The organism is Paenibacillus sp. J31R109, from assembly GCF_059692055.1.
In genome coordinates this window covers 234,161-247,109 of the sequence record NZ_JCAUAR010000005.1, presented here as the reverse complement: position 1 = coordinate 247,109, position 12,949 = coordinate 234,161, and the positions used below count along the sequence as shown (strand labels likewise).

The 12,949-nt window shown below is 46.6% G+C and carries 8 protein-coding genes; 3 read left to right on the top strand and 5 right to left on the bottom strand.

Annotated elements, in window-relative coordinates:
* Positions 1–16: 16 nt before the first annotated feature.
* Entirely contained in the window at positions 17–2,314 is a 2,298-nt protein-coding gene (locus AC58QT_RS16260; RefSeq protein WP_497410041.1) for an AraC family transcriptional regulator, read from the bottom strand.
* A gap of 290 nt (positions 2,315–2,604) precedes the next feature.
* Between AC58QT_RS16260 and AC58QT_RS16255 the strand changes: the two genes are divergently transcribed.
* From AC58QT_RS16255 to AC58QT_RS16245, 3 genes are all read left to right on the top strand, one after another.
* Positions 2,605–4,170, top strand: a complete 1,566-nt coding sequence (locus tag AC58QT_RS16255) for an extracellular solute-binding protein (protein WP_497409908.1) — start codon at positions 2,605–2,607, stop codon at positions 4,168–4,170.
* Between the two features lie 79 nt (positions 4,171–4,249).
* Entirely contained in the window at positions 4,250–5,200 is a 951-nt protein-coding gene (locus AC58QT_RS16250) for an ABC transporter permease (RefSeq protein ID WP_497409907.1), read from the top strand.
* Between the two features lies 1 nt (position 5,201).
* Positions 5,202–6,059, top strand: coding sequence for a carbohydrate ABC transporter permease (locus tag AC58QT_RS16245; RefSeq protein ID WP_497409906.1), 858 nt, complete (start codon positions 5,202–5,204; stop codon positions 6,057–6,059).
* 447 nt (positions 6,060–6,506) lie between these two features.
* Here AC58QT_RS16245 and AC58QT_RS16240 read toward each other — a convergent pair whose 3' ends face one another.
* From AC58QT_RS16240 to AC58QT_RS16225, 4 genes are read right to left on the bottom strand one after another with little or no spacing between them, the layout of a single operon-like run.
* A complete protein-coding gene (locus AC58QT_RS16240) occupies positions 6,507–7,718 on the bottom strand; it encodes a VWA domain-containing protein (RefSeq protein WP_497409905.1) in 1,212 nt (403 codons plus the stop codon).
* 3 nt (positions 7,719–7,721) lie between these two features.
* Entirely contained in the window at positions 7,722–10,091 is a 2,370-nt protein-coding gene (locus AC58QT_RS16235) for a DUF5682 family protein (protein ID WP_497409904.1), read from the bottom strand.
* Positions 10,049–11,140, bottom strand: coding sequence for an ATP-binding protein (locus tag AC58QT_RS16230; protein WP_497410040.1), 1,092 nt, complete (start codon positions 11,138–11,140; stop codon positions 10,049–10,051). Before AC58QT_RS16230 ends, AC58QT_RS16235 begins: the two co-directional genes overlap by 43 nt.
* Entirely contained in the window at positions 11,116–12,927 is a 1,812-nt protein-coding gene (locus AC58QT_RS16225; protein WP_497409903.1) for a HEAT repeat domain-containing protein, read from the bottom strand. Before AC58QT_RS16225 ends, AC58QT_RS16230 begins: the two co-directional genes overlap by 25 nt.
* Positions 12,928–12,949: the final 22 nt, after the last annotated feature.

Sequence of the window (12,949 nt, the reverse complement as noted above, 5' to 3'; positions counted from 1 at the left end):
TCTCTATCAATCGGCTTTATTGTATATACGTTGATGAATCGGAGGATTGCTGTTTTCTAGCCATTTCTCTGAATTGTCCTGGTGTAATGCTGCGATGCTTCCTGAAAGCACGAATCAGACTGTTCTCATTCTGGTATCCGACTTTTACGGCTATATCCGCTATTTTCAGATCAGTCCCTTCCAATTGTGCCTCGATCTCATGCATACGCAGTTCGGTCAAATAATCATATAAAGTCCTGTTCATTTCCTGTTTGAAAATGCTGTTGACGGAAGACTTGCTCAACCCGACAGAATCGGCAATTTCGGATACACCGATATTTTCATGAAGATGCTGCTTCATATAATGAACCATTTGCTGGACAACCAGATAATCCCGGCTGTTCGAGCGCTGCTCAGATAGCTGTGAGGATTCCTGATACACTTGAACAAACACTTGGATAATATCATCGAGATGCATCGTCTTAAACCAAAAACTATTATATCTACGCAGGATACTGAGTTTAGCAATACCTTGTTCGCCGAAATGCGAAACGAGACCATCCATCAATTGCTGAAAAAAAGAAATAGCTTCAGCTGGTGAAACGAGCGATTCTTTCATAAATTGTTTTAATGCATCTAGCAGCTTGAAGGCAATTTCTTCGTTCCCCCCTTCTAGGCAGGTTAACAAATCCTTTTTCCATAGGGGGTCCATCGTTTTGTTGTCCGCAGGTTCTTCCAATTCACTGAAGAGGGTTATACTCGAATACCCGCTATAAAGCCGGTAGGTCAACGCCAACTCCGCTTGCAAACAACTATTGCGCAAGTTTACATAATCGCCAAATTCATTCCCCACTGCTGCCGAGACTTCAACATGGATCAGCTTATGAATCGTATCCGCTAAATAGGACAAGTCCTCCCTCAGCAGTTGAATATGTTGCCTCTCATCTGTTTTCTGCACAATCAAGAGCAAGTTCAAATCGCGCTCAACGAGGGCAATCCGCCAATGGCTGCCCATTATTTCCTCTGTTACATTTTTAATAGCAAACCAGAGCAAGTTCTGATCTTCCTCATTGTAAGAGCTAGTCCATTGATAATACTTATCGATTGATAAGAGAACGGTGAATAGCGATTGATCCGTCCAATCTGTAAAATGGCGATGCCAACGATCCTTCATTTCCCATGAGCTCATTCGTCCAGCAATCAAATCATGCATATATTTGGCGTGCAGCTCGCTGCGATTGTGCTTGACTAGGCTGGACGCATTGGACAGATCTGTCGTCAACTTCACCAAGTAATCCTCCAGATCACGATTTTCCAGATTCGTAGGGTGTGTTTGACCCCCCAATAGCAAATGCCTGATTCTGCGGACCGGTTTGAATGTAATATAGTGCGTAATAATGATGCCGATAATACCCGCAATAATGGAAATGATCGATAATCCGAACACCGCATTTCGAATTGTGCTAACCTTTTGCAATAATCGCTGCTGGGTAATAATGGATACGAATTTCCATCCGGTTATATCCGAAGACACCTGGGAAATCAGATAGGTTTCCTTGTCATCGGAGAAATCAAAATACGTCTTATTATTTTGCGAAATAGCTGAGGCGATCCCAGCTTGTGATAGAATTCGATTGTTGGTCTCATAAATAATATGATTGTTGCTATCAATAACAAATCGGGATGCGTCCGTTTGTGAAGTGTAATTTTCAAATATTTTATCAAAAAGCTTCTTCTTATTAATATTGACCATGATTACTCCAACAATGGCATCCTCACGTACCACGGGTCTGAACAAGGTAATGGTTTCTATTTTTTGCTCCGTGCCGAATTGACTGCTTTTGGTCCGATCCACGATCGTGAAGCGATTGGGATTTAAATCAGCAATATAACTTTGCCATCCCGTGTCAAACAGATTCGACAGCTGCGAGCTATAGCCATAAGGGGTACTGCCGACAATTCGTTGACGTACAAGATCATAAATCATGACGGCTTCGACCGCTGGAGAAACGGTAAGATTGTCTAGATACTCGACCAAGTGGGCAATTTCCGTTTGCTGCATGTCCGATACGGGATTCAGAAACTGATAGGTCAACTTTGATAGTAAAATATTAACGCCGATTTGATCTGCTGTGTTGATCGAGTTATTGACGGCTTCCATTCCGAGGCGGAGCAGGTGAATCTGTGGCTCGCTGACTTCCCCCTGCAGCACGGACTTGCTGCTCACATAGGAAGTCGAACCTGCTGTCGTAATAATAATGAACATGCCTATCGTTAAGAGAAGTATGAGTCGTGAACTTCGGTTAGAATGAAAGTAGTCATACCAGCTTTTCATCGTCTTCAACAGGCGGTTCCCCCTTTCTAGATGCCTCAACTTATCGTCAAATCAACAGTTTTCGTTACTTCAAACCTTTAGTTACATTATAAGTATTCTTCATTAAATATACAGCCGTCAAGAGGCCTGTGAGCAATATTCCATTCCAACAGCGGATATGCATATACAATAATTGGCGTCAGTTTTGGCGAATTGGCCTATATTTAAGCGTTTTCAACTATTGATAGCATCGTTCCAAGCATCTTATGATACAGGTGTATCGAGCAAAAGAACAGAAGAGGGGTTGACGTATGAAACAATTACGTTGGAGAAATTTGGCAAGTTCCGGAGCATTAGTTGTAATAGCAACATCGCTAGTTATAGGCTGCAGCAATAATGCTCCCGCACCAACTAATGGCGCTGCCGATGCCAAAAAGGTAGAAAAAATAAGAGTATTCCGAGGACCCATTGATCCTCCTCTGCCTGATACTAACAATAAGTACACACAGTATTTCATCAAGCAGCTTGGGATCGAGCCTGTTTATGAAACCGCACCTTGGGGCGGCGGAGCGGATTATGCCCAGAAGCTGCAGACGATGATTGCATCCGGCGATCTGCCAGACATTATCAGGCCGATGAATGGCGTCGAGCAGACGCTGATTACGCAAGGTGGAGCTCTAGCGCTCGATGATTTGCTGCCCAAATATGCGCCAAACTTATGGAAGTACTTTCCGAAGGAGATCTGGGATATCGTTCGCTCTACCTCCCCAGACGGCAAGATTTATTACATTCCTTCCCTGCAAAATACGAATAACCGTGGTTTGATTTTACGAACGGACTGGTTGAAGAACGTCGGACTGGGTCTCCCTGAGACACAGGATCAATTTGTCGAGATGCTTCGAGCTTTCCGGGATAAAGATCCTAACGGCAACGGGAAAAAGGATGAAATTCCAACAAGCGGACGCGAGCAAGGCCGGTGGATGGATCATATTTTTGCCATGTACGGGGTGGCGATGTGGGAAGGTTATCCAGAATGGGATTTAATCGATGGTAAGCTTCAGTATTCAGGAATTCAGCCTAATATGAAGGAAGCGATTAAGTTCGCTCGTGATCTGTACAAGGAAAAGCTACTGGATAACGAAACTTTCCTCAATAAACAAGAGGTTTGGACAGGTAAAATTCTGAATGATACCGTAGGTGCTTTCTATCATATCGTAGATAGTACTATCACAGTCGGGGGCTATGAGGGCTTAAGGAAGAAAAATCCGAACGCGGATTTCACCATGGTGCCCGTTCCTAAAGTTACTGGCTATAACGGCTTCTACTCGCTGAAAAGGTTCGGATTCGTGGAATGGGTCATTCCCAAAAAAGCGGAGGCTAAAGCCGCTTCCGTATTGAAATATCTCGACTTTTATTACACACCGGAAGGTGTTGATTTTAACTCCTACGGACTTGAGAACGACAGCTTCGTGATGGAAAACGGGAAAAAGAAATATTTACCGGACAAAGATACGACGGAAAATTGGACACAGCGTAAAACGATTTTCTCCGCATCCGTCAGTACATTTGATTACAAGTCCAAAGTAGCCGAGCTAACGATTAAATATCCAACCCGCTATAAAGACATGATCGAGATGTACGATCGGATTAACAAAACGACCAAAGTACTCGCAGGTGATGGCATGCCAATCAGCGTATACGACGGTTTTGCGGATATTAAAACGCATAAGTTGTTCCAGCAGTACATGGCCAACATTATTATCGGTGAATGGCCGATTGAGAAGTTCGACGAATTGGTTAAAAAATGGAATGAATCCGGCGGAACAGAAGTAACCAAACGCGCCAATGAGTGGTATCAGAAAGTAAACAAGAAGTAACATAGCGCGGGAGAGGTCTCCAGCAGGAGCCCTCCCCTTCCTTTCAAGCCATGTGATTAGCGAATGAGAAGGAGGCACCATGTACGAGAACCAGATGGAAGTAAGAGTAAGCCAACGAAGAACCCTATCTCAGAAAGCCTTTCGTACATTTCGAGCCCAATGGATGTTGTATACGATGGTTTTACCTGGACTGCTCTTTTTTATAGTATTCAAATATGTTCCACTCCTCGGATCGGTTATCGCTTTTCAGGACTTTCAAATTTTAAATGGCATATTAAAAAGTCCGTGGGTCGGCCTCAAGCATTTTGAATTTATGTTTACGTATCCCAACATTGTTGTTGTGCTCAAAAATACGTTAGTGCTCGGCACGTACCAGCTCGTGTTCGGATTTCCTGCGCCTATCATTCTAGCCCTCTTATTAAATGAGGTACGCATGATGTTCCTGAAAAAGACGATTCAAACGTTCTTCTATTTACCTCACTTTTTATCCTGGGTTATTGTGGGCGGTTTAATCTTTGAATTACTCTCCTTAGGCGGATTCATCAATTCGCTTCGAACCTGGTTTGGAGCCGAGCCTGTCTTATATATGCAGCGCGAGAGCTTTTTCCGTACCATTGTTGTCCTGTCTTCGATTTGGAAGGAGATTGGTTGGGGAGCTATTATTTATTTGGCGGCTATCGCTGGCATCAACCCGAGTTTATATGAAGCGGCCAGAGTTGACGGGGCCAATCGATTCTTGCAAATCTGGTACATTACATTACCTTCGCTGCTGCCGACGATTATTATTTTATTGCTGCTGAAAATAGGGAATTTCCTCGAGCTTGGGTTTGATCACATTTATGTGCTTCTAACACCGTCTACCACAGCTGTTGGAGATATTATCGATACGTATGTATACCGAACAGGCATATTGGAAGGGCAATATAGTTTCACTACGGCGGTAGGATTGTTTAAATCCATTGTGGGCTTCGTTCTGCTCTATGGCTGTAATATCATTTCCAAAAAAACAACACAACAGGGGTTGTTCTAATATGAAGTCAAGTCTTGGAGAAACTAGCTTTCGCATGATGAATTATATCGTGCTGCTCCTCCTGTCCGTCACGATGATTCTACCTATTATCCACGTGTTTGCGATTTCACTAAGCGATCCAGCAGCCGTAGATGCCCATCAGGTACAGTTTCTACCCGTTGAAATAACCAGCTCCGCTTGGACGCATATTCTAGCAAAAGTGGATCTGTGGCGCTCGTTAGGTGTCAATATATTCGTTACCGTGGTTGGCACGCTGCTTAGCCTGCTATTTACATCCTTATTGGCTTACCCGCTGGCGCGCAAAGACTTCCGCATTCGCCATACCATTATGATGGGCATTGTTTTTACGATGATTTTTCAGGCACCAATGATCCCCTACTTCTTGACGATCAAGTCTCTCGGCCTGCTTGACAGCATTTGGGTATTGATCCTTCCCTCTACAATCAGCGCATTCAATCTGATCATTCTGCGCACCTTTTTTCAGCAGCTGCCCTATGAGTTGGAGGAATCTGCCCGCATCGATGGTTGTACGGATTACGGCATCTTATTCCGAGTGGTCATCCCCCTCTCCAAACCGGCTTTGGCCACAATGGGATTATTCTACGCCGTCATTTATTGGAACATGTTCTATCATGCCATATTATTTATCCGTAATCCCAACCTATATCCGCTGCAGCTCAAACTGCGGGAAACGATGGTGAACACGGATCTAGCCGCTAACTTGAATGCGATGGCCTATAATTCGCAAACCTTGCAGGCTGCTACGATTATTTTCGTGACGCTGCCGATTCTTCTGGTGTATCCGTTTATACAAAAATATTTTGTTCAAGGCGCCACGCTTGGGGCTGTTAAGGAATAAAAAAAGGAAGTCAAGGATATGGGATTATCCTTGACTTCCTTTTTTGGCAAACAACTATTTGAACCAAATCCAATAGACCAAAAACAAACTAAACACGATAACAAACAGGACATTCAACACAAGTAATCCGTTTAAGTTCTTTGCCGTGCTTTTGGTATAATTATCGTTTGTTTCTTGATTTCTCCTCGAAAATCCTACGTATAACGTCGCAACCAAAGAAATCAAACATATGATCCCCGTTGACCAGTAGTAGAACATAGTAATCCTCCCTTTCTCTCTCTACGTATCTGCTTGTTTGAAAATCTCTTACCTACTCTCTCCATAGTGTAACTCTTTATACATGAATGAGCAGTGATTCAAATCACATGCCCGAACAAAAAACCTTGAACGAATCTGCAGGATAGGCAGACGTTCAAGGTCTATTTGAATAAAGGTCTTTCGACAAAGCTACATTTCCTTCCCCTGCTTTACCCGCTCCGCAAGCAAGGCCAAATCATGCCCTTTTAATGCCCCCTCCATCAATTCCGGGAGCTTCTCAGGCGAGCATCCAAAGCAGGGGATACCGTATGTAGCCAGCTTTTTGGCAACAGCATCATCATACGAAGGCACCCCCTGATCAGATAATGCGAGCAGACAGATCGTCTTTACGCCAGCCTGATGCATGTCGACAAGCCGCCTAATCATCTCTGTCCGATTGCCGCCTTCATACAAATCGGAGACCAAGATAAACAGCGTTTTCTTCGGCTCCGTGATAAAAGATTCGCAGTAAGTTATCGATTTGTTAATATCGGTTCCTCCACCAAGCTGAATCCCAAATAGCATATCAACGGGATCTTCTGCACACTGCTCACTTAAATCTACGACCTCAGTGTCAAAAGCAACCACTCGCGTGTCCAGCGCTGGCATGCTGGCAAAAATAGAACCAATAATGGAAGCATAAATGACCGAACCCGCCATCGATCCGCTTTGATCAATATCTAAGATAACCGTCCACTCTTTGCTGCGCCGTGCGCGGTCAAAGAAGTAGACTTTCTCAGGCAGCAGAAGCCCACGCTCTTTGTCGTAGTGCTTAAGATTTTTGCGAATGGTCGTGTTCCAGTCCAGTCCTGTTGCCGATGGCAACGGTGAATGCTGCCTGCGATTCAGGGCACCTGTAACCGCTCGGCGCAAATCCTGCGCAAGCCGCTGGACGATGTCATCTACAACGGCCTTTACTAATTGTCTAGCCGTTTCTTTCGTTTTCTCGGGTATTTTCCCTTTAAGCGCCATTAACGTAGCGACCATTTGAATGTCCGGCTTCACTTGGGAGAGAAGCTCCGGTTCGAAGAGCAGCTGTTTCAAACCTTTGCGCTCAATCGCATCGGACTGAATGACCGAGACCACGTCTGCCGGGAAAAAGGTGCGGATATCGCCCAACCATTTGGCTAGCTTCGGGGATGAAGGGCCAAGCCCTGCTTTGCGGGAGCCGCCGGTATGCGAACCATCATCAACACTCGTGCTAGAGGTCTCATCATAGATCGCGGCAAGCGCTTCGTCCATGAGTCTGGACTCTTCGTCGAGCATGCCGTCTCCAGAGCCGAAAGACTGCAGCTTCTCTTCAGATGCCGCACCTAGTATTAATCGCCAACGCTTTAATTGTTCCTGATCCATGATTGTCATAGGCTATAAATCCCCAAAATCAAAGTCACCCAGCTCATCCAGCTTCTCCTTCTCTTCCTCACTTAATGGCTGCTGTAAAGCAGCTCCACCTTGATCTGCGCCAACTCCCCAAATATCGCCCATCATCTCGGCCACAGATGCCTTCTCCCTCGGTTCAAATGAACCAAAAGCTCTGCGCAAAAACACAAGGGAACGCCTAAATGCTGCTTTATCCAGCGATCCGATATACAGATCAAGCTGCTGCCACAACGATATCCGTGATAGCAGTGCATAACGATTGCGCATTGACATGCCTTCAAACCATCCCGCTCCCAAATCAACGGGGATACCTGGGGACAACCTGCGTGAAACTTCCGTCGCAACACGCTCATTCGGTATTTCATTGCGTTCCAGTAAAATAGCGAAAGCAAAGCCTGACAGTTTGGCATTTCGATCATCACGCGATGCTAGCTCTTGTAGTTGACTCAACCATAAACCATCGTCTACCTCTTCAAAATGGTCCTGGGCAATGGTGTGCAGCGATTGAATCGCTCGAACCATCCCCTGAGCAGCGTCATCGTTGCATCCCGCGCTATCTACAAGAAGCAGTGTTCCGCGAAGGAACAACTGTTGGAGCAGCGGAACAAGGGTAGCCGTATCAATTCGCCGAAGCGATCCATAACGGATCAACACCGACAGCTCATAGGCCGCCCCCGCGATCTGCTCGAAGTTGCCCGCATCCACCGCAAGCCCTTGCAGCGCAGATTGGCCCTGCTCCATCAAGGCGGTTAACGCGCAGTCGCAGGCGGCCCGAATGATTCGCGAAGCTTCCGCGATATCAACGCAAATGTCGAGCCGTTCCTTCAGCACAAAAGCTGCAGCCAGCTCAATTGTCTCCCCCTTCAGGGTCGACTCCACTGCTTGAATCTCAGCTTCTGGCGTCCACTGAAGCACCCAGTTCTCCGCCCATGATGCGGAGTCTTGATGCACGCTTTCCTTCTTGGCGAAGTTAATGCCAAGCAGTTCTAGCCGGTGCAAGAGAACGGACCGCTTCAAATCTAGAAATGCCGCTTCCTCCGACTTCACTCTGCGATTTTCACGCAAATCCAGCTCTAAGGTCGCAGCAACCGTAGATTTGAATTTCTCCAATTTGAGCCGCTTAAGCTCTCTGTTCAAATCATCTTGAATCGGTGTCTGGCTGACGCCTTCTGGCAATCTGCCGATGGCCGTGCCCACATCCGTCCTCGTCAGAGCTTCCACGATTGTCGAAAGCTCACCATGTCCAAGACATACGATTGCTGCGTCTCGAAGGTCTTTCCATGTAGGTTGAGTACCATCATGTAACGCAGCAAGAGCCTCTGCCAGCCTCACACTTTCAATGAGCGAAGCTGTGGATCTATACGTACCATGTTCCCTAAGGTAGGCAGCTACCTGTGAGAAATACAAAGATGGAAGCCTGTTCAAGTCACCCTTTTGCAGGCACTGCCACAACAATTCAAAGTAAGCCGGTGCCTGATTCCCAGCCCCATAGCCGGAGTGGGTCGACAACTTGTAGAAAGAATAAGGCATCAACGTAAGTTTCGTTCTTGTCTTAGGCAGTCCCTTCAACTGTTCGTCCGTCATCCGCGGAAAGCGAAAATCTAATGCGGAGGCATGATGCGCACCTGTTACGACAACAATTTTCTCCGGAGCGTGCCCAGCTTCGATGGTATCCTGAATTTTGCGCCGCATGTAGGCTTCCCGAATCTCATTGTAAGCCGCTTCTTGCGGTGCGAATTGCCACTCCTGCTGCGAGGTCAACTCCCGCATCTGAGCCGAGAATTGATAAATGCCAAGGCGATAAGCATCCTTTTGCAAATTATGTTCAAAATGACGCTCCCAGTACGCTTCGTAATCCGGCTCTGCCGATAATTCAGCAAGCTGTTCATACAGTCTCCGCTGTCCTTGGACATACGTCTGAAAATCATCATCCGCCTGACTGATCTCACCCGCAGCAGAAGGTGACCTAGGTTTCCTTTGTTCGTATAGCGCCAAGGCATGTTCAGTGGGCAGATCGATAAATGCAGCCTGTGCCCCGTTCTGAGAAGCCCATTGAAATGCCTGATACTCCGGCGAATAACTCGCATACGGGTACAATAACGTCCTGACAGGCAGTTGATCCGTATAGGCTAAAATAGCAATGGGCGGGACCACGCCATGAGAGGTTAGCTCTGCAATTAAACCGCTTGCGTCGCTAGGGCCTTCAACGAGCACGGCCGTCGGCTTCACTTCATCTAAGAAAGCAAGAAGGTGGAAAGCACCTGTAGGAGATAAGTGTCGTATACCAAAAACATGAAACCCCTGACTGCGATCTAGTTGTTCATCTCCGAGCACGCGAAGTACAGATTTCTCCATGTCGATCCCCGCTTTTTCATCACATTTTCTAAATATTCCTTCCACACGAGGCGGTCCTTCTCTTCGTCTTTCACAATAGCACCCTGCAGCCCTGCGGCAATATCTTCTTCTCTTATCTGACCGCTCCCAAAGCTTCCAGCCAACGCCATACTGCCAGTCAAAAGCGAAATCGCTTCAGCAGTTGAGATCACACCGCTCGGCCCTTTCACTTTCTCTTTGCCATCTAGTGTCATGCCGCTGCGCAGCTCGCGAAAAATGGTCACAACCTTCCGCACAGCTTCCTCCTCGGGAAGCGAAGCTCTTAACTCATAGCTCGTCGAGATCTCTCTGACACGTTTGCGAACAATCTCGACTTCCGTCTCAATATCAGATGGGGATGGGAGCACTATGATATTAAAGCGCCGCTTCAGAGCGGCTGACATCTCATTTACGCCACGGTCACGCGTGTTCGCTGTTGCAATAATGGAGAATCCTCGTGCGGCGAACACTTCTCTCCCCAACTCGGGGATCGAAATCGTTTTCTCTGATAGGATGGAAATTAAAGCGTCCTGTACTTCAGAAGCACAGCGTGAGATTTCTTCAAATCTGGCAATTCCCCCTGTTTCCATAGCACGGAAAATTGGACTTTTTATAATCGCTTGATCGGAAGGTCCTTGTGCCAGCAGCATCGCATAATTCCACGAATATCGAATATGCTCCTCGCTCGTGCCTGCCGTTCCTTGAATGACTTTACCAGAATCCCCGTGGATGGCGGCTGTCAAATTTTCCGAAAGCCACGACTTTGCCGTTCCTGGTTCCCCGATCAGCATGAGAGCTCGATCTGTCAACAGCGTAGCTATAGCCATTTCTACCAGCCGCTTGTTGCCTATGTATTTTGGCGTAATCGTGATCCCTTTGGCGTTCCCACCGGTCAGAAACGTCAGTACCGCCTTCGGCGAAAGCTGCCACCCTGCTGGCTTCGCATCTTGATCTATCTTTTTCAAAGCCTCCAACTCTTCCCTGTATAAACGTTCAGAGGGCAATCTTACGACATCTTGCTTTTGATCCATCCCCATAATCCCTGTCCCTTCTCTTCATAATCTGTTGGTTCCGTATGTTCCGGCTTCGCAGCGATCGTCTCAACGATGTCCAGCAGTTGATTCCTCAAGTACTCATGGGACACACTTTGCGCAAAAAGCTGCAGTCTCTCCGAATAAGTACGCGGTAATAATTTCAGAAGCACCTGTTGCGCATGATTGAAGTAATACATCTGTTTCTTACCTTTCTCCAAAATCTCCATGAGAAGCTCAGGAGCTTCCTTGTACGGCATACGGAATAAGGCAATAAGACAATGATTCGTTGTATGGTTGAAAAAGTCAGGTTTCTTCCAGCACGCTTCTACCAAGTAAGCAGCAATTTGTGCATTCTTGTCATGGGCAAGTCGGCAAACGAGCTCCGTTTCATCCAATTTCACAAACAAATGCACCCATCTAGGATCCCACTCCTGATGCTCGGCCTCATACTCGGCAGTTGCATAGTACATTTGATGTTCCAAAGACGGAAACATCGTACGCAGAACGCGTAACAAGTCCTTGGCCGCCGTCTGCTTTTTATCTTTTAGATCATGGCAAAAGCGTTCATAAACATCTTCTGGAGGAAGTATCTTGATGGCCGCTCTAAAGCTGTATGATATAAATTTACGATTGTATAATTCATGCAAAGTGACAGCAAAACGGTCTGCCTCAGGTAAATCAACTTGCAGGAGAAGTTCAGCTGCGGCCTCCTGTACAGCTTCCGTTTGGGGAACAATAAAACGAGGTGTAGTCAGCAATTTTTCTAGGAAATGTACAACTTCCGGTACTCTTTTTCCTTGTAAGCTGCGGATGTCCGTCAACAACTGCTGTGCGGCCTCTTCATCATTTGTCCGTTGCACAAATCGCTCCAATACACTTTCCGCATGCCCGATGACACGAAGCGTTAGATCATTGGCCCTGCATAATTGAATCGGCTCTATCGCAAGATCTCGATCCTTCGATCCCAATGCCTTGTAGAGGCGAGCAACGGCTTGCTCCGTTCCCAAACGAGATAAGGCCAAGAGAGCGGCTCTGCGTATCTCTTTTTTCTTATCATCTGCTTGTTCTATAATAAATTCTTCCTGCTCTGGATAGTCGCCTAGAAGCTCAATCGCTGTGGATCGGACCTCTGTAGAACCTTGCCCAGCAGCTTCAAGCAAGAGATCTAAGGCTGATAAGTCAAGCAAATCGTGGATAAGATCCAATCTACGTGCGTCACCTTTTCCGCCATCTAGCTTAAATTGCTGCTGAAGTGCTGGGAGAGCCTCCATTCCGAGAGAAGGCAGCACCGTTCGATGAAGATAATCGGGTATTTCGGCATAACTATCGTCTAACCCCGATACAGCAGCAGGTATGACGCGGAAATCGTGAAATAAGCCATCCTCATACCCTTGACGGATCTGCTCCATTCGGCCCTGACCTTTTTGCGTCAAAGCCTCAATTAATGGAGACAGTTTACGATAAGCTATGGTCGTCGAAAGCTTGGCTCCCGTTCCTTCCACAGGTATGAGTGTCCCTTTCGTCTCCGTTTTCCCTTGCGTATACAGCACGGAATTCAAGAGTGTTCCTAACTCTAGAAGTCTACTCGCTGAGCTGCTTGTCTCTGCTTCAAGAACTTGGCTAACTCCCTGTGCCACTCGATTAAACACCGGCGCTGACTCCCCGAGCTTCTGAAGATTGGGAAGCATTTTCTGTAACCGCAAATCGCCTGCCGCCATGCCACTACCTGCTATAAACAACCGCCGTACCTCATGCTGCAGTTCAAACAATAGATCTATACTCATGCGTTCGTCTCCTCATTTTATT

What these genes read in the sequence shown, in the direction of transcription:
- AC58QT_RS16255 (WP_497409908.1), top strand. Translation starts at nt 2,605, where the DNA reads ATGAAACAATTACGTTGGAGAAATTTGGCAAGTTCCGGAGCATTAGTT.
- AC58QT_RS16250 (WP_497409907.1), top strand. Translation starts at nt 4,250, where the DNA reads ATGTACGAGAACCAGATGGAAGTAAGAGTAAGCCAACGAAGAACCCTA.
- AC58QT_RS16230 (WP_497410040.1), bottom strand. Translation starts at nt 11,140, where the DNA reads ATGGATCAAAAGCAAGATGTCGTAAGATTGCCCTCTGAACGTTTATAC.
- AC58QT_RS16245 (WP_497409906.1), top strand. Translation starts at nt 5,202, where the DNA reads ATGAAGTCAAGTCTTGGAGAAACTAGCTTTCGCATGATGAATTATATC.
- AC58QT_RS16260 (WP_497410041.1), bottom strand. Translation starts at nt 2,314, where the DNA reads ATGAAAAGCTGGTATGACTACTTTCATTCTAACCGAAGTTCACGACTC.
- AC58QT_RS16235 (WP_497409904.1), bottom strand. Translation starts at nt 10,091, where the DNA reads ATGGAGAAATCTGTACTTCGCGTGCTCGGAGATGAACAACTAGATCGC.
- AC58QT_RS16225 (WP_497409903.1), bottom strand. Translation starts at nt 12,927, where the DNA reads ATGAGTATAGATCTATTGTTTGAACTGCAGCATGAGGTACGGCGGTTG.
- AC58QT_RS16240 (WP_497409905.1), bottom strand. Translation starts at nt 7,718, where the DNA reads ATGACAATCATGGATCAGGAACAATTAAAGCGTTGGCGATTAATACTA.